This is a genomic window from Sphaerisporangium sp. NPDC005289, from assembly GCF_040607455.1.
Classification (GTDB): domain Bacteria; phylum Actinomycetota; class Actinomycetes; order Streptosporangiales; family Streptosporangiaceae; genus Sphaerisporangium; species Sphaerisporangium rhizosphaerae.
This window is the reverse complement of record NZ_JBEXGS010000002.1, coordinates 382,253-398,984: the sequence shown is the minus strand read 5'-3', so window position 1 is coordinate 398,984 and position 16,732 is coordinate 382,253. Positions and strand designations below refer to the sequence as shown.

Sequence of the window (16,732 nt, the reverse complement as noted above, 5' to 3'; positions counted from 1 at the left end):
CCATGACGACGCAGGTCGTTGACGGCACGGCCGCGGGCGCACCGTCCCGCGGCCGCGCCCGCCGTCCCCGGCGCGAGGGCGGCGCGGGGCGGTTCCTCGCGCGCCACTGGTATGCGTGGGCGATGTGCGCCCCGGTGGTCATCGTCACCCTCGTGCTGATCGGCTACCCGCTGGTGCGCGGCCTCTACCTGTCGCTCACCGACGCGACCGAGGCCAACATGGGCCGCACCATCGGCATGAACGTCATCCCCTCGACCTACGAGTTCGTCGGCCTGTCCAACTACGCCGACATCGTCACCTCCAGCGAGTTCCTGTCCCGGCTCGGCTGGACGGTCACCTGGACCGTCGTCTGCGTCGCCCTGCACTACGGCATCGGCCTCGGCCTCGCCCTGCTGCTCAACCGGCCGATGCGGCTGCGCTCGCTCTACCGCATGCTGCTGGTGCTGCCGTGGGCCGTGCCGGCGTTCGTGTCGGCCTTCATCTGGCGCTACCTGCTCAACGGCGAGTTCGGCGTCGTCAACGCGATGCTCCGGGCGGCCGGCCTGGCCGGGGTCGACTGGCTGGACGACCCGCTGTGGGCCAAGGCCTCGGTCATCGCCGTCAACGTCTGGCTCGGCGTGCCGTTCATGATGCTGGCCCTGCTCGGCGGGCTCCAGGCCATCCCTCGCGAGCTGTACGAGGCGGCCGAGGTGGACGGCGCGACGCCCTGGCAGCGCTTCCGGCACATCACCCTGCCGGGCCTTCGGCCGGTGTCCAGCACGGTCGTGCTGCTCGGCACCATCTGGACCTTCAACCAGTTCCCCGTCATCTTCCTGGTCACCAGGGGCGGCCCCGGCGGGTCCAGCGAGATCCTCGTCACCTACGCCTACCGGCAGGCGTTCGAGGGCATCCGCAACTACTCGGGCTCGGCGGCGTGGGGCGTGCTCATCCTGGTCCTGCTCATCGTCCTGGCCGTCGTGTACCGCCGGGCGCTGCGCCGGCAGGGGGAGGCATGGTGAGCGCGCTCACCCCGGCGGGCGGCACGCGCCCGCGCGGCCGCGAGAGCCGCGGCCCCGGCAGGTCACTGGCCCTGCACGCCACGCTGATCGCCGCGAGCGTCATCGCGGTCTTCCCGGTCCTGTGGCTGGTGCTGACCTCGATCAAGCCCAGGGACGCCTGGCAGTCCTCCACGGTGGAGCTGTTCAACAGCCCGAGCCTGTCCAACTACGCCCAGGTGCTCGGCCAGACCGCCTTCCCGCGCTGGCTGTTCAACTCGCTGCTGGTCGCGGCGATGACCACCGTTCTCGGGGTGGTGCTCGCGGCCACCACCGGCTACGCGGTCAGCCGCTTCCGCTTTCCCGGCTACCGGTCGATCATGTGGATGCTGCTGGTCACGCAGATGTTCCCCGTGGCGATCCTGATCGTGCCCATCTACAACCTGCTCGCCGGCCTGGGTCTGATCAACCAGTTCCCCGGCCTGGTCATCGCCTACCTGACCTCGACCGTGCCGTTCTGCGCCTGGATGATGAAGGGCTACTTCGACACCGTCCCGGCCGAGATCGACGAGGCGGGACGGGTGGACGGGCTGACGCCCTTCGGCACGTTCTGGCGGCTGATCCTCCCGCTGTCCAGGCCGGGCCTGGCCGTCGCGGCCTTCTACTCCTTCATCACCGCCTGGGCGGAGGTCGCCTACGCGACCGCGTTCATGACCGGCGACGACAAGTACACGCTGGCGGTCGGGCTCGGGCAGTTCGTCGGCCAGCACAAGGCCGAGTGGGGCCTGCTCACCGCGTCCTCGGTGCTGATCGCCGTGCCGGCCGCGGTGGTCTTCCTGCTCGTCCAGCGCCACCTGGTCACCGGCCTCACCGCCGGGGCGACGAAGTCCTGACCCTCATGGTGGTATCGGTCCTGAAATTTCGGAGAATCGGGGATCCCAATGACCGACGTCGTCCGTGAAGCCCGCCCCGTCAAGGCGGCCACCCGGTGGTGGCGGGACGCGGTGATCTACCAGGTCTACGTTCGCAGCTTCGCCGACGGGAACGGCGACGGCGTCGGCGACCTGCTCGGCGTGCGCAGCCGGCTGGACTACCTGGCCGAGCTCGGCGTGGACGCCCTGTGGCTCACCCCCTTCTACACCTCTCCCATGGCCGACTTCGGCTACGACGTCGCCGACTACCGCGACGTCGACCCGATCTTCGGCACGCTCGCCGACGCCGAGGCCCTCATCCGGGACGCCCACCGGCACGGGATGCGGGTCATCATCGACGTGGTGCCGAACCACACCTCCGACCGCCACGCCTGGTTCCTCGAGGCCGTCCAGGCGGGCCCCGGTGCCCCCGCCCGCGACCGCTACATCTTCCGTCCCGGCAGGGGCGAGGCCGGCGAGCTGCCCCCCAACGACTGGGAGTCGGTGTTCGGCGGCCCGGCGTGGACGCGGCTGCCCGACGGCGAGTGGTACCTGCACCTGTTCGCCCCCGAGCAGCCCGACCTCAACTGGGACGCCCCGGAGGTCCACGCCGAGTTCGAGGCCATCCTGCGCTTCTGGCTGGACCTCGGCGTCGACGGCTTCCGCATCGACGTCGCCCACGGCATGGTCAAGGCCGCCGGGCTGCCCGACATCGGGTCGGCCGGGCAGATCGAGCTGCTCGGCACCGCCGTCCTGCCGTACTTCGACCAGGACGGCGTCCACGAGATCCACCGCACCTGGCGCCGGGTGCTGGACTCCTACGACGGCGAGCGCATCGGCGTCGCCGAGGCGTGGGCGCCCTCGCAGGAGCGCCTGGCCCGCTACGTGCGTCCCGACGAGCTGCATCAGGCGTTCAACTTCCACTTCCTGAAGGCTCCCTGGGACGCCGGCCGGCTGCGCGCGGTCATCGACGAGTCGCTGGCCACCGTCGGCCCCGTCGGGGCCCCGCCCACCTGGGTGCTGTCCAACCACGACGTCAAGCGGCACGTCACCCGGTACGGCGGCGGCGAGGCCGGCCTGCGCCGCGCCCGCGCGGCCGCCCTGCTGATGCTCGCCCTGCCCGGATCCGCCTATGTCTACCAGGGCGAGGAGCTCGGACTGCCCGAGGTGCTCGACCTGCCGGACGAGGTCTGCCAGGACCCGCAGCGGCTGCGCCACCCCGACGACGGCCGCGACGGCTGCCGCGTCCCCCTTCCCTGGGCCCACTCCGAGCCGCCGTTCGGGTTCAGCCCGCCCGGCATCCAGGACACCTGGCTGCCCGTCCCGGCGTCCTGGGGCCCGCTCAGCGTGGAGGCCCAGCTCGGCGACCCCGCCTCGACGCTGCGGCTGTACCGGGAGGCGCTGCGGCTGCGGCGCGATCGCCCCGAGCTCGGCGACGGCGGCCTCACCTGGCACGAGTCACCCGCGGGGACGCTGACCTTCACCCGGGACGGCGCCTTCGCCTGCACGGTCAACGCCACCGGCGAGCCCGTGGAGCTGCCCAGGCCCGGCGCCCTGCTGCTGGCGAGCGGCCCGGTGACCGTGGAGGGCGGCGTCGCGCTGATGGCGCCGGACTGCGCGGCGTGGTGGGCCCTCGGCGATGCGTAAAGTAACGTCCATGAACGGCACTGCGCGGCTCGCCGACATCGCGGCCCAGGCGGGGGTCAGCGAGGCCACGGTCAGCCGCGTCCTCAACGGCAAGTCGGGGGTGTCGGCGAGCACCCGCCAGCTCGTGCTCACGGCGCTGGACCTCATGGGGTACGAACGCCCGCAGCGGCTGCGCCAGCGCAGCAACGGCCTCATCGGGCTGGTCACCCCCGAGCTCGACAACCCGATCTTCCCGGCGTTCGCCCAGGCCATCGAGAAGTCGCTCACCCAGCACGGGTACACCCCCGTGCTGTGCACCCAGAGCCCGGGCGGCGCCCCCGAGGACGAGTTCACCGAGCTGCTGCTCGAACGCGACGTCAGCGGCATCATCTTCGTCTCGGGCCTGCACGCCGACACCACCTCGCGCATGGACCGCTACACCCGGCTCACCGACCGCGGGCTGCCCATCGTCCTGGTCGACGGCTACAGCGAGCACATCGCCGCGCCGTTCATCTCGCCCGACGACCGCATGGCCGCCCGCCTGGCCGTTCAGCACCTGGTCGACCTCGGCCACGAGCGCATCGGCCTGGCGCTCGGCCAGCGGCGCTTCGTCCCGGTCATCCGCAAGATCGAGGGCTTCGCGCAGGCCATGTCGCAACTGCTCGGCGTGTCCGACTGCGAGGACCTGATCCAGCACTCGCTGTTCTCGGTCGAAGGCGGTCAGGCCGCCGCGTCGGCTCTCATCGGCCGCGGCTGCACCGGCATCGTCTGCGCGAGCGACCTCATGGCCCTGGGCGCCATCCGCGCCGCCCGCGAGCGCGGTCTGTCGGTGCCGGGCGAGGTCTCGGTCGTCGGGTTCGACGACTCGCCGCTCATCGCCTTCACCGACCCGCCGCTCACCACCGTCCGCAAGCCGATCGGCCCGATGGCCTCGGCCGCCGTCCAGACCCTGCTGGAGGAGATCGGCGGCGCCCCGCCCAAGAACATCGAACTGGTCTTCCAGCCCGAACTGGTGGTCCGCGGCTCCACCGGCTCGGGCCCCCTCGTCAACCGCTGAGACCGCTGACGGCCCGCCCTGGACAAGACGGCGGCCACCGGTCGTGGGCTCCGCGGGCCGCCGGTCACGCGCCTTGAGGGTGTGCGGCGAGGCGGCGTCTGGTCCAGACGGCGGCTGCTCCCAGCGGCCACAGGCGGGTGGCGAGATTGCGGGTCAGGATGCCGGCCGAGGTCGCCGGGATCATCATCGCGGCGGCCTGGTCGACGCTCCGCTGCTTGGGCTCTACCAGCGTCCGGTGCCGCATCTCGTACCGGCCGAAGGCCGCCGCGTGGTCGGCGGGGGAGGCGGCGAGCTCCTCGGCCAGGGTGTGGGCCCCGGCGATGGCCAGGGTGGAGCCGTCCCCGAACAGCGACACGCACGACGCCGCGTCGCCGAGCACCGCGACCCGGTCGTGTGACCAGCGGGGGAGGTCCACCACGCTGACCGAGTCGAAGTAGAGGTCGTCGGTGGCCGCGACCTGCTCCAGCAGCTCGGGCACCCGCCACGAGCCGCCCGCGTAGGCGTCGGCGATCATCCGCTTGTGCTGGCCGGCGTCGCGGTGGTCGAAGTCCGGCACCATGGGCCCGCGGAACATGAACGCCGCCAGGGCCGGGCCGCCCATCGAGGGATGCACGGCGACCGCCCTGCCAGGGGTGTTGTGCATGACGACGTGGTGAGGGTCCTCGGCCGGGCGGTCCAGGCGCAGCGTCGCCACCCAGACCCCGGCGTGGCGCACGTAGCCGGGCTCCGGCCCGAACGCCAGCCGTCGCACGGTCGAGTGCAGGCCGTCGGCCCCGATCACCAGGTCGAAGCGCCGGGGTGCGGCGCGCTCGAAGGTCACCTCCACTCCGCCCGGGTCCTGGCTCAGGGTGGTGATGGAGTCGCCGAACAGCAGCTCGACGTGGTCCCGGCTCGCCTCGGACAGGATCGAGGCGAGGTCGCCGCGCGGCACCTCGACCTCACTGCTGCCGGCGGCGCGTTGCACGGCGCGCATGTTCACCCGCCCGACGCGCCTGCCCGCGGCGTCGACGAAGCTCAACCCCCTGACGTCCGTGGCCGCCTCGCGCAGGCGGGGCATGATGCCCATCCGCTCGGCGACCTCCACCGCGGGGCCTCGCACGTCCACCGGGCTCCCGCTGGACCTGACCGTCGTCGCGCGCTCGACCACCGTGGGCCGCATGCCGTGCCGCGCCAGCCAGTACGCCAGCGTCGGCCCGGCGATGCCCGCCCCTGAGATCAGCACTGTGCGCCCCGCCATCATGCTCTCCCGTCTCCGCGCCGCCATCCGACGGCCGGTCCCCGCCGATCCGCCCTGTGACGGCCCGGGTCCTCCTCTTCGGCGCCCTGCGGCGCGCGAAGCCCCGGCGGCCATCCACTGACCATCGGTCAGGACGAGACGCTACCTTCCTGTCCGGCGGTCAGTCAACCGCTATGCTGATCCCCATGGCAGCGACACCGCCGGACACCCGCACCCGCATCCTCAAGGCCGCGCTGGAGGAGTTCGCCGCGCGCGGCTACCACGCCACGTCGATCCGCGAGATCGCCGAACGCGTGGGCGTGACCAAGACGGCGGTGCTCTACCACTTCCCGGGGAAGGCCGAGATCGTCGGCGCACTGGCCGCGCCGATGCTGGAGGATCTCGACGCGGCCGTGGCCGCCGCCGCGCGGTCGGCTGAGCCGGTCGCGGCGAAGTGGGCCGTCATCGAAGGGCTCGTCGAGGTGTGGCTGGCCCACCGCTACCTGCTGCGCATGAACCTCTACGACCTGGCGCTGGCCGTCGAGAACACGATCTTCCACCGCTTCCGCGACGCCATGATGCGGGCGAACGCCCTGGTCGCGGGGCCCGACCCGGACTTCGAGCGGCAGGTGCGCGCCGCGCAGGCGATCGCGATGCTCTCCGACCCGATCGTCTTGTTCGCCGACGCCCCGGCCGGGGCCCTGCGCGCCGCGGTGCTGCGCGGGGTGCGCCTGCTGCTGGACGCCCCGCCGCACCTGTCCGCCGGGCGGACGGAGGGCTCCGCGCCGGACGGCCTCGCCCGTGCGGCGGCGGAGGTCCGCCTGCCGGACGGTCCCGGCCGGCCGGAGGACGGCGGCGCGGCGGGCGGCCCCGCCCTGGTGGGGCACGGCGCGTCCGGCGGCTCCGCCCCGCCGGCGGGCGGCGCGTCCGACGGTCTCGCGCTACCGGCGGAAAGCGCGGCGGGGCAGGCCGGGAACGGCGCCGGAGCCGCCGCGACCTCTGGGGCGGCCCGCGTGCGGCGGGGACGGCCGGGAGTGATGAGCCCGGCCATGGCCGAGACGGCCCGCCGCATGCACGCCGCAGGGAGCACCGCCGCCGAGATCGCCTCCGCGCTCGGCGTCTCCCGCGCCACCGTCTACCGGCACCTCCCCGGACCGGGACATTAATGAGACAGTTATTGAGACGATTTTGAGACAGTGCCGGTCCGGACGGGGATCAGGGCATGGAGCCGGATCGGAAGGGGTGGGCGTACGTGCACCGAGGTGAGCGTCCGGAGGACGGCGCGCGACAGGAGGGGGCCGCGCGGCGGGCCACGGGGCAGGCGGAGGCCGGGCAGGGCGAGGTGGAGCAGGGGCGCGTGGAGCAGGGGCGCGTGGAGCGGGGGCGCGTGGAGCGGGAGGACGTCGTGGTGATCGGCGGGGCGGGCGTGGACACGACCGTCTACGTGCCCGAGCTGCCGCTGCCGTACGCCGACACCTACGGCGTGCCGCCCGTGGTCGACCGCATCGGCAACACCGGCAGCGGCGTCGTGCTCGGCTGCCACGCCCTCGGACTGCGGTCGCTGCTGATCGACCTGATCGGCGACGACCCGCAGGGAGCGCTGATCCGCGACCACCTCGCCGCGCGCGGCGCCGGCTTCGCATGGGCGATCGTCCCCGAGGGCACCCGGCGCAGCGTGCTCCTCGTCGGCCCCGACGGGCGGCGCACCTCGCTGTACGACGCCCGCGCGGCCGCCGGGCAGCGGCTGCCCGGCGGCCTGTACCGGCCCGCGATCCGCCGTGCCCGGCACGTCCACGTGTCGATCACCGACTTCTCCCGCCACCTGTACCCCGAGCTGCGCGAACTGGGCGTGCCCGTGTCGACCGACCTGCACGACTGGGACGGCGAGAACGACCACCACCGGGACTTCGCCTACGGCTCCGACCTGGTCTTCCTGTCCGCCGCCAAGCTCACCGACCCGCCGGCCGTCATGCGCGACATCATCCAGCGCGGCCGGGCCACCACCGTCGTCTGCACCGCCGGAGCCGCCGGCGCCTACCTCCTGGAGGTCCCCCCAGGCGAGCTTGACGGACCTGCGGCGGCGGGGCCGCAGGGCGCGGGGGAGTGGGAGCGCGCCGCCTCCGTCGACGTGCGGCACTTCCCGGCCGTGCCCCTGACCGGGCCCGTCGTGGACGCCAACGGCGCCGGAGACGCCTTCGTGTCCGGCTTCCTCTACGGCCGGCTGCGCGGCCTGCCCGCCGCCGACTGCGTCCGCCTCGGCACCGTCGCCGGCGCCCACGCCTGCACCAGCTTGGGCACCCACGAGAACCCCATCGACGCGGGCACCCTGGCGCGTTCGTCCGAGACGGCCTGGCCGGGCCCGCTCACCAGCGGCTGACCGGCGGCGCCGTCCCCGGGCGCTCCCCATGCGCTCACCGTGCGCTCACCGGGCCGGGGCGGGGCCCGTTAGGACGTGCTCTCCCTGGGCAGAGGCCGTTGCCGTAGTCGCTGCCGGGGGCGGCCGAGGTTGGCGGCCGGTCCGGGCAGTGCGGACGCTAGGGCGGGTCAACATGTCTGATGTCGTGCGAACGCTGGTCCCGGCGCGCCTGGACCGGTTGCCGTGGTCACGGTTCCACACGCGGCTGGTCGTCGCGCTCGGAGTCGCGTGGGTGCTGGACGGGATGGAGATCACGATCGCCAGCGCGATCGGGTCGGTCCTGCAGGACAAGCACACGCTCGGGTTGTCGGCGGTCCAGGTCGGGTTCACCGCCACGGTCTATCTCATCGGCCAGGTGGCGGGCGCGCTGGTCTTCGGCCGGCTGTCGGACCGCTTCGGACGCCGCAAGCTGTTCATCCTGACGCTCGCGCTGTACCTCGCCGCGAACGGCATCACCGCCTTCTCGCCGAACCTGGCCTTCCTGCTGGTCTTCCGGTTCTTCGCCGGCGCCGGCATCGGCGGCGAGTACGCGGCCATCCACTCGGCCATCGACGAGTTGATCCCCTCTCGCTACCGCGGCCGGGTCGACCTCGCGGTGAGCGGCACGTACTGGCTGGGAGCCATCATCGGCACCGCCAGCACCTACATCCTGCTCAACCCCGACCTCCTCCCGCTCAACCTCGGCTGGCGGCTCGGCCTGCTGATCGGCCCGGTGCTCGGCGCGGCCATCTGGGTGCTGCGGCGGCACCTGCCCGAGAGCCCGCGGTGGCTGCTCATGCACGGCAGGCACGAGGAGGCCGAGCAGGCCGCCGAGTCGGTCGAGAAGGCGGTCGCCGCCGGCGGGCACCGTCTGCCGCCGGTCGACGAGAGCAAGGCGCTGGAACTGCGCCCGCACGGGTCCCCGTCCTACCGGGAGATCATGCGCGTCGTCCTGCGGGAGTACCCGAGCCGCACCTTCCTGGGCGTGACCATGATGGTCAGCCAGTCCTTCCTCTACAACGCCATCTTCTTCACCTACGTGCTCGTGCTGAACACCTTCTACGGCGTGTCCCCGAACGACGCCTCGAAGTACCTGCTGGTCTTCGCGGTGGGCAACCTGGCCGGGCCGTTCATCCTCGGCCCGCTGTTCGACACCGTCGGGCGCCGGCCGATGATCTCCAGTACGTACATCGTCTCGGGAGTGCTGCTGGCGATCACCGGGTGGCTGTTCAAGCAGGGGGCGCTGACGGCGACGACGCAGACGATCCTGTGGTCGGTGATCTTCTTCGTGGCGTCGGCGGCGGCGAGTTCGGGGTACCTGACGGTGAGCGAGCTGTTCCCGCTGGAGATCAGGGCGCTGGCGATCGCGCTGTTCTTCTCGGTGGCCCAGAGCTTCGGCGCCCTCGGCCCCACGGTGTTCGGCGCGCTCATCGGCGACCAGGCCCACCCCGACCCGACCCGCCTGTTCTACGGCTACCTGTTCGCCTCGGCCCTCATGATCGGCGCCGGGCTGGTGGCGTGGTTCTTCGCGGTCAAGGCCGAGCGCCGGTCGCTGGAGGACCTCGCCCCGTCGCTGTCGATGAGGGACGCCAAAACCAGTGCGGCCGCGGCCGGCTGACCCACCGCCCCCTCTGGAGCCGGAGCCGGCCCGCCCGCCGTCCGCGGCGGCGGGCCGAGCCCGGCTCCTGTCCAGGTGAGAGGGCATCGTAGGGTTCTCACGTGCAAACAAGGCAGAACGAGGACACCGCGGCCGCCGTGTGGATGGACGCGATGAAGATGTTCGCGCGGGCGCAGCCGAGCGGCTTCTCCCGCGACGGTGCGCACGGCACCTCGCAGGTGATCTCGGGCGCCGCGATGCCGCTGCTGAACGGGGTGTTCAGCAGCGCCCGGGAGCCCGACGCCGCCGAGATCGCGGCCTTCGCCGGGTCTCCGGAACTGCGGTCGATGCCGTGGAGCGTCCAGGTGCGCGGCGAGCGGTTCGACCCGCGCATCGCCGACACGGCCGCCGCTCACGGGCTGGCGCGGCGGTCCGCACTGCCGTTCATGCTCAAGTCGCTGTCGCAGGCCGACGCGGCGGACGCCGAGGACGGCGCGTCCAAGGTGCGCCCGGTCGGCGGGGACGAAAGCGCGCTATACCAGGCGATGCTGGCCGCCGGGTACGAGGGGCCGCCGTCCCTGTTCACCCCGATGTGCCTGCCGTCCGTCCTGGACCACCCCGCCATGCGCGCCTACGTCGCCGAGGAGGCGGGCGAGCCGGTGGCCACCTCGTTCGGCGTCTTCCTCGGCGACCACGTGGCGGTGTTCAACATCGCCGTCCTCCCGGCGCACCGGCGGCGCGGCCACGGCAGGGCCGCCACCGCGGCGGTGCTGCGCGACGGGTACGCGACCGGGGCGCGCACCGCGTTCCTGCACTCCAGCACGATGGGCGTCCCGCTGTACGAGAGCATGGGCTTCCACATCGCGGAGAACTGGACGACGTTCATCTCCTGACAGGGCTCGCCATGGATGAGGTGTCGCTACGCTGAGTGACCATGGTGAGGGTGGTCCGCAGTCTGGTGCCGGCGCGGCTCGACCGGCTGCCGTGGTCGGGGTACCACACGCGGCTGGTCGCGGCCCTCGGCGTCGCCTGGGTCCTGGACGGCATGGAGATCACCATCGCGGGAGCGATCGGGTCGGTGCTGCAGGACCGGCGCACGCTCGGGCTGTCGGCGGTCCAGGTCGGCTTCACCGCCACCGTCTACCTGATCGGCGAGGTCATCGGCGCGCTGGTGTTCGGCCGGCTGTCGGACCGCTTCGGCAGGCGCAGGCTGTTCATCTTGACCCTGGGCCTGTACCTGGTCGCGAACGGCATCACCGCCTTCTCGCCGAACCTGCTGTTCCTGCTGTTCTTCCGCTTCCTGGCGGGCGCCGGCATCGGCGGGGAGTACTCGGCGATCCACTCGGCCGTCGACGAACTGATCCCCTCCTACTACCGGGGCCGGGTCGACCTGGCCGTCAGCGGCACGTACTGGCTCGGGGCGATGCTCGGAACGGCGAGCACGTACGTGCTGCTGAACCCCGCGCTGCTGCCCGTCGACCTCGGCTGGCGCATCGGGCTGCTCATCGGCCCGGCGCTCGGCGCCGCCATCTGGGTGCTGCGCCGCCGCCTGCCCGAGAGCCCTCGGTGGCTGCTCATGCACGGCAGGGGGGAGGAGGCCGAGCGCGCGACCGGGGAGATCGAGGAGGCCGTGCGTCGCAGCGGCGGCGCGGTGCCCCCGGTGGACCCCGCCGGCGCGATGGACTTCCGCCCGCACGGCGCGCCGGCCTACCGCGAGATCCTGCGGGTCGTGCTGCGGCAGTACCCCCGGCGGACGATCCTCGGCGCGACGCTGATGATCAGCCAGTCGTTCCTCTACAACGCCATCTTCTTCACCTATGTGCTGGTGCTGAGCACCTTCTACGGCGTCTCACCGCACGACGCCTCCAAGTACCTGTTCGCGTTCGCGGTGGGGAACCTGGCGGGGCCGCTGCTGCTGGGACGGTTCTTCGACACCCTCGGCCGCCGGGTGATGATCTCCTCCACCTACGTCTTCTCGGGGTTGCTGCTGGCGGTCACCGGGTGGCTGTTCAAGCAGGGGGCGCTGACGGCGACGACGCAGACGATCCTGTGGTCGGTGATCTTCTTCGTGGCGTCGGCGGCGGCGAGTTCGGGGTACCTGACGGTGAGCGAGCTGTTCCCGCTGGAGATCAGGGCGCTGGCGATCGCGCTGTTCTTCTCGGTGGCCCAGGGCTTCGGTGCCCTCGGCCCGACCGTGTTCGGCGCCCTCATCGGCGATCGCGCCCACCTCGACCCGGCCCGGCTGTTCTACGGCTACTCCTTCGCCGCGGCGCTGATGGTGGCGGCCGGAGCGGTGGCCTGGTTCCTCGCGGTGAACGCCGAGCGCAGGTCCCTGGAGGAGGTCACCCGTCCCCTGTCGTCGACCTGACCCGGCCCGCTCCTGCCCGTCCCTCCCGGAGCCGGTCCGCCCTCGCCGTCGTCCTCCCGCCGAGGCGGGTCCGAGCCCCGCCGCCGGCCCCGGGCGTACCGGAGCGGCGGGCGGGACGAGGAACAGGGCCGATGGCCGGGCCGGTCAGAGCAGGCCGCGGCCGGCGAACGCGGCGCGGGTGGCGTCGGCCTTCCGCCACGCACGCCTCGGGCGAAGACGGTGGCCGAGGGGCCGGCGGCGGCGTGGGCGGTTCCAGGGGCGAGTAGCGCGGTGGCGGAGGCCAGGGCCAGGCAGGCGACGGCTGTGCGGCGTCGGGGGGTGGTCACGGAGATTCCTCCTAGAGCGAGCGGAACGTCCGTAAATGTACGATCGTGACCGCGCACTTGTCACGCACCACCCCGAGCGTGCTCGCGGGCGCCGGGTGAGGCGCCCGCGAGCGGAGTTCCCATGAACGTCGCATCGGGTCGCGACGACCTCCATGGCGCTCGCCCGCCGCCCGAGGGAGGCTGGACGCGGACGAGACGTTCATCAGCTTCGCACGCTCCCGCCCCGACGGGCGCACCCCGCGGCGCGACACGCGACCCGCGCCGCGGCCGCCGGCAGGCCGCCGGTGGGCGTCGCGGCGCCTGCCGCACCGGCCTCTCGGCGGGACGCCGGTACACGCCGGCCGCGCGTGGTCAGGGGCGGAGGGCGGCGGCCTCGGCGGCGAGTTTCTCCACGCGGGCGTAGTCGCCGGTGGCCAGCGCGTCGGCGGGGGTCAGCCAGGTGCCGCCGACGCAGCCGACGTTCGGCAACGCCAGGAACTCGGCCGCGGTCTCGGGCCGGATGCCGCCCGTCGGGCAGAAGCGCACCTCGGGGAGCGGCCCGGCGAGCGCCTTGAGGTAGGGAATGCCGCCGGCGGGCACCGCCGGGAAGAACTTCAGCTCGGTCAGGCCGCGCTCGGCCAGGGCCATGACCTCCGAGGCGGTGGAGGCGCCCGGCAGGAACGGCACGCCGCTGCCGAGCATCGCCTCCAGCAGGGCGGGCGTGCCGCCGGGGCTCACCAGGAAACGCGCGCCCGCCTCGGCCGACGCCGTCACGTCGGCGGGCGTCCGCACGGTGCCGGCGCCGATGACGGCGTCCGGGACCTCCGCCGCGATCCGGGCGATCGCCTCCAGAGCGCACGGGGTGCGCAGAGTGACCTCGATGGCGGGGAGGCCGCCCGCCACCAGCGCCCGCGCGAGAGGGACCGCGGTCTCCACCCGGTCGATCACGACGACCGGGACGACGGGGGCGAGGTCGAGGATGCTCACGAGGCGGTGCTCCTTGCTTCGTGGGACGCCTGCGAGGCGGCGTCCGCGATGCCGGACGAGGATGGCGGGGACGGTGCGGAGGCGTCCGCGGTGCCGGCGCCGGATGGCCGGGACGGGGCGGGGGAGTTCACGGGGCCGGCCGGGGATGGCCGGGGAGAAGAGGGGGCGGCCGGGGTGTCGAGGCCGGACATCCGCTGGGCGAGCCAGGCGGCGGCGCCGGTCAGGGCGGGTTGCTCCGCCACGATCGCGGTGGTCGCGATGCCGGTGAGATAGCCCGACAGGACGAGGTTGGCCTCGAACCTGCGGCGGAAGTCGCTGCCGTTGATGCGGTTCACCATCCGCGGCACGATCCCACCCCCGAGGTACACCCCGCCGTGCGCTCCCAGCGTCAGGGCGACGTTGGCCGCGAAGCTTCCCAGGAGCCCGCAGAACACCTCAACGGTACGCGCGCACAGCGAGTCGTCCAGCCGGGCCACGATCTCGGAGGCGGGAAGCGGGGCGACGGGGGTGCCCTCGACGAGCGCGAGCCCGTGGTGGAGGCGTACGAGGCCGGGCCCGGACAGCAGGTGCTCGGCGTCCACGAAGCTCATGCCGTCGGCGCGCAGCGCCCGGACGATCTCGAACTCCAGGCCGGTGACGACCGGCGCCGAGACGTGCCCCCCCTCGCCCGGAACCGGCACCCAGCCGCTGCGCGCGGGCACCAGTCCGGCGACGCCCAGCCCGGTGCCGGGGCCGAGCACCGCCTTGACCATGTACGGGGTGGGCTCGGGGCCGCCGAGTGAGGCCAGCTCGCCGGCGCCCAGATGGGGCAGGGCCAGCGCGAGGGCCTCGAAGTCGTTGAGCAGTTCCACGTGCGCGATGCCGAGGGCCGAGACCGAGCCGGACCAGGAGGCGTTGGTCAGCCGGTAGCGGTCGGCGTGGACCGGCCCGGCGATGGCGAGGGACGCGGCGGCCGCCCGCACGCCGCCGCCGTGGTGGGTCAGGTAGTGCTCCACCGCCGCCGCGAGGCCGTCGAACTCGGCCACCGGGAGCACCGCGATCCGTCCGGGACGTCCGCCCGGCCGCGTGAGGAGCCCGAAGCGGGCGTTGGTGCCGCCGATGTCGGCGACCAGCCACGGGTGCCCGGGGGTGGGCGCGGCGCTCATGCCCGCGCCTCCCGGCCGCCGGGAACGCCGCCGGCCCCCGAAGCCGCGGCGTTCCCGGCCGCCGGAAGCGCGCCGCCGGCCACGAGCACGTCGCCCGTCGCGGTCGCGTCACCGGCCGCGAGCACGTCGCCCGCCGGGTGCCCTGCACCCGTCCGGAGAGCGCCGCCGGCCGGGAGCGGGGTGCCGGCGCCTTCGGCGCCGCTGATGGCGAAGATGCCGGCGCCGCGGTCCGCGGGGGCGGCGGCGCGGCGGAACGCGGCGAACAGCTCGCGCCCGGTGCCCACCCACTCGTCGTCCCGCAGAGGCCGGCCCTGCGGCGTGCGGGCGGCCAGCTCCTCGGCGGGGACCAGCACGTCGAGCGTCCCGGCGGCCGAGTCGAGCCGGACCAGGTCGCCGTCGCGGACCAGGGCGATCGGGCCGCCGTCGGCCGCCTCGGGCGACAGGTGGATGGCGGCCGGCACCTTGCCCGACGCTCCGGACATCCGGCCATCGGTGACCAGCGCGACGCGTTGTCCCCGGTCCAGCAGGACCGCGAGCGGTGGCGTCAGTTTGTGCAGCTCGGGCATCCCGTTGGCGCTCGGCCCCTGGTAGCGGATGACGGCGACGAAGTCCTGCCCGTCCAGCGCGCCCTCCTGGAAGGCGGCCATCAGTTCGGCCTGGTCGTCGAACACCTTCGCCGGCGCCTCGATCACCAGGTGCTCGGGCTTGACCGCCGAGACCTTGCTGACGGCGCGGCCGAGGTTCCCGCTGACCATGTGGATGCCGCCGTCGGCGGAGAACGGCTCGGCCGCCGGGCGCAGCACGTCGAGGTCGGCGCTGACCGACGGGCGCTCCTCCCAGACGACCTGGCCCTCCTTGAGCTCCGCGCCGCTGCGGTACAGGCCGAGGCCGCGGCCGGCGACGGTGAGCACGTCCTGGTGGAGCAGCCCGTTGTCCAGCAGGTCGCCGATGAGGGCCTGCATGCCGCCCGCCGCGTGGAAGTGGTTCACGTCGGCCTGCCCGTTGGGGTACATGCGGGTCAGCAGGGGGACCACGCGGGACAGGGCGGCGAGGTCGTCCCACAGCAGTTCGACGCCGGCCGCGGCGGCGATGGCGACCAGGTGCATGGTGTGGTTGGTGGAGCCGCCGGTGGCCAACAGCGCGACGGCGGCGTTGACCAGCGCCTTCTCGTCGACCACGTGCGCGACCGGGGTGTACTCCTCGCCGTGCGCGGTGATCTCGACGGCGCGCCGGGCCGCGGCGCGGGTGAGGCCGTCGCGCAGTTCGGTGCCGGGGTTGACGAAGGTCGCGCCGGGCAGGTGCAGGCCCATGACCTCCATGAGCACCTGGTTGGAGTTGGCGGTGCCGTAGAAGGTGCAGGTGCCGGGGGAGTGGTAGGACTTGGCCTCGGCGTCGAGCATCTCGCCGCGCCCGATCTTGCCTTCGGCGAACGACTGCCGGGCGCGCGCCTTGACCTTGTTCGGCAGGCCGGACGGCATGGGCCCGGCGGGGACGAAGATGGCGGGCAGGTGCCCGAAGTGCAGGGCGCCGATCAGCAGGCCCGGGACGATCTTGTCGCAGACGCCGAGCAGCAGCGACGCGTCGAACATGTCGTGGGACAGGGCGATCGCCGTGGACATGGCGATGACCTCGCGGCTGTAGAGCGACAACTCCATGCCGGCGCGGCCCTGGGTGACGCCGTCGCACATGGCGGGGACTCCGCCGGCGACCTGGGCGACCCCGCCCGCCTCGCGCACGGCGTCCTTGAGGACCGGCGGGTAGGTCTCGAACGGCTGGTGCGCCGAGAGCATGTCGTTGTAGGAGGTGACGATCGCGACGCCGGGGCGTTCGGCGCCGCGCAGGACCAGCTTGTCGCCGGGGGAGCAGGCGGCGAAGCCGTGGGCGAGATTGGCGCAGCCGAGCCCGGCGCGCGCGGGGCCTCGCTCGTAGGCCTCCTCGGCCGCGGCCGCGACGCGGCGCAGATAGGCCGCTCGGGTACGGGCGCTGCGCTCGACGAGCCGCTCGGTGACCTCTTGGACGGTGCGGTGCACGGCAGGTGACGTGGGTGCTGGATCAGCAGACACGGGAGCGGCTCCATAGATCGACCAAGGCGGGACAGAACGGACACTAGCCCGATCTTTGGTCTCCCACAACCACAGTTCTGCAATTTGA

13 protein-coding genes are annotated in these 16,732 nt (G+C 73.4%); 9 read left to right on the top strand and 4 right to left on the bottom strand.

Translation table 11 applies throughout. The features are described from left to right. The first annotated feature begins 2 nt into the window (after positions 1 to 2). Genes ABZT47_RS04545 through ABZT47_RS04530 form a run of 4 tightly spaced genes read left to right on the top strand, consistent with a single transcriptional unit; the run spans position 3 to position 4,568 of the window. Complete coding sequence (locus ABZT47_RS04545; RefSeq protein ID WP_354836119.1) at positions 3 to 998, top strand: sugar ABC transporter permease; 996 nt, start codon at positions 3 to 5, stop codon at positions 996 to 998. After that, positions 995 to 1,867 carry a carbohydrate ABC transporter permease gene (locus ABZT47_RS04540; protein WP_354836117.1) on the top strand — a complete coding sequence of 291 codons (873 nt, stop codon included), beginning with the start codon at positions 995 to 997 and terminating at the stop codon, positions 1,865 to 1,867. Before ABZT47_RS04545 ends, ABZT47_RS04540 begins: the two co-directional genes overlap by 4 nt. 48 nt (positions 1,868 to 1,915) lie before the next feature. Then, positions 1,916 to 3,532: a glycoside hydrolase family 13 protein gene (locus ABZT47_RS04535; protein WP_354836115.1), complete on the top strand. Its 1,617-nt coding sequence runs from the start codon at positions 1,916 to 1,918 to the stop codon at positions 3,530 to 3,532. A 10-nt stretch (positions 3,533 to 3,542) separates the two neighbouring features. Next, the gene (locus tag ABZT47_RS04530; protein WP_354836113.1) at positions 3,543 to 4,568 is read left to right on the top strand and encodes a LacI family DNA-binding transcriptional regulator; all 1,026 of its coding nucleotides are present in this window, start codon (positions 3,543 to 3,545) and stop codon (positions 4,566 to 4,568) included. Positions 4,569 to 4,632: 64 nt separating this feature from the next. Here the strand turns inward: ABZT47_RS04530 and ABZT47_RS04525 are convergent, their stop codons facing one another. After that, positions 4,633 to 5,805, bottom strand: a complete 1,173-nt coding sequence (locus tag ABZT47_RS04525; RefSeq protein WP_354836111.1) for an FAD-dependent monooxygenase — start codon at positions 5,803 to 5,805, stop codon at positions 4,633 to 4,635. A 185-nt stretch (positions 5,806 to 5,990) separates the two neighbouring features. Between ABZT47_RS04525 and ABZT47_RS04520 the strand changes: the two genes are divergently transcribed. The 5 genes from ABZT47_RS04520 (at position 5,991) to ABZT47_RS04500 (ending at position 12,144) form a co-directional block, all read left to right on the top strand. Beyond that, positions 5,991 to 6,950: a TetR family transcriptional regulator gene (locus tag ABZT47_RS04520; RefSeq protein ID WP_354836109.1), complete on the top strand. Its 960-nt coding sequence runs from the start codon at positions 5,991 to 5,993 to the stop codon at positions 6,948 to 6,950. A 56-nt stretch (positions 6,951 to 7,006) separates the two neighbouring features. Continuing rightward, a complete protein-coding gene (locus ABZT47_RS04515) occupies positions 7,007 to 8,161 on the top strand; it encodes a PfkB family carbohydrate kinase (RefSeq protein WP_354836107.1) in 1,155 nt (384 codons plus the stop codon). Between the two features lie 172 nt (positions 8,162 to 8,333). Further along, positions 8,334 to 9,797, top strand: coding sequence for an MFS transporter (locus tag ABZT47_RS04510; RefSeq protein ID WP_354836105.1), 1,464 nt, complete (start codon positions 8,334 to 8,336; stop codon positions 9,795 to 9,797). A gap of 101 nt (positions 9,798 to 9,898) precedes the next feature. After that, complete coding sequence (locus ABZT47_RS04505; RefSeq protein WP_354836103.1) at positions 9,899 to 10,669, top strand: GNAT family N-acetyltransferase; 771 nt, start codon at positions 9,899 to 9,901, stop codon at positions 10,667 to 10,669. A 41-nt stretch (positions 10,670 to 10,710) separates the two neighbouring features. Continuing rightward, positions 10,711 to 12,144, top strand: a complete 1,434-nt coding sequence (locus ABZT47_RS04500) for an MFS transporter (protein WP_354836101.1) — start codon at positions 10,711 to 10,713, stop codon at positions 12,142 to 12,144. 677 nt (positions 12,145 to 12,821) lie between these two features. On the opposite strand, the gene eda is transcribed toward ABZT47_RS04500, so the two are convergent. The 3 genes from eda to edd are packed head-to-tail and all read right to left on the bottom strand — an operon-like array spanning position 12,822 to position 16,644. Further along, positions 12,822 to 13,436 (bottom strand): bifunctional 4-hydroxy-2-oxoglutarate aldolase/2-dehydro-3-deoxy-phosphogluconate aldolase, encoded by a 615-nt coding sequence (gene eda, locus ABZT47_RS04495; protein WP_354836099.1) that lies wholly within the window; start codon positions 13,434 to 13,436, stop codon positions 12,822 to 12,824. Then, a complete protein-coding gene (locus ABZT47_RS04490; RefSeq protein WP_354836097.1) occupies positions 13,433 to 14,581 on the bottom strand; it encodes a glucokinase in 1,149 nt (382 codons plus the stop codon). Before ABZT47_RS04490 ends, eda begins: the two co-directional genes overlap by 4 nt. After that, positions 14,578 to 16,644, bottom strand: coding sequence for a phosphogluconate dehydratase (gene edd, locus ABZT47_RS04485; protein ID WP_354836095.1), 2,067 nt, complete (start codon positions 16,642 to 16,644; stop codon positions 14,578 to 14,580). The genes ABZT47_RS04490 and edd overlap by 4 nt, the downstream gene beginning before the upstream one ends. Positions 16,645 to 16,732 lie beyond the last annotated feature (88 nt).

Bases quoted from the DNA above. Each gene is read 5' to 3' on its own strand.
- ABZT47_RS04545 (WP_354836119.1), top strand. From the start codon at position 3: ATGACGACGCAGGTCGTTGACGGCACGGCCGCGGGCGCACCGTCCCGC.
- ABZT47_RS04535 (WP_354836115.1), top strand. From the start codon at position 1,916: ATGACCGACGTCGTCCGTGAAGCCCGCCCCGTCAAGGCGGCCACCCGG.
- ABZT47_RS04530 (WP_354836113.1), top strand. From the start codon at position 3,543: ATGAACGGCACTGCGCGGCTCGCCGACATCGCGGCCCAGGCGGGGGTC.
- ABZT47_RS04525 (WP_354836111.1), bottom strand. From the start codon at position 5,805: ATGGCGGGGCGCACAGTGCTGATCTCAGGGGCGGGCATCGCCGGGCCG.
- ABZT47_RS04520 (WP_354836109.1), top strand. From the start codon at position 5,991: ATGGCAGCGACACCGCCGGACACCCGCACCCGCATCCTCAAGGCCGCG.
- ABZT47_RS04515 (WP_354836107.1), top strand. From the start codon at position 7,007: ATGGAGCCGGATCGGAAGGGGTGGGCGTACGTGCACCGAGGTGAGCGT.
- ABZT47_RS04510 (WP_354836105.1), top strand. From the start codon at position 8,334: ATGTCTGATGTCGTGCGAACGCTGGTCCCGGCGCGCCTGGACCGGTTG.
- ABZT47_RS04500 (WP_354836101.1), top strand. From the start codon at position 10,711: ATGGTGAGGGTGGTCCGCAGTCTGGTGCCGGCGCGGCTCGACCGGCTG.
- ABZT47_RS04490 (WP_354836097.1), bottom strand. From the start codon at position 14,581: ATGAGCGCCGCGCCCACCCCCGGGCACCCGTGGCTGGTCGCCGACATC.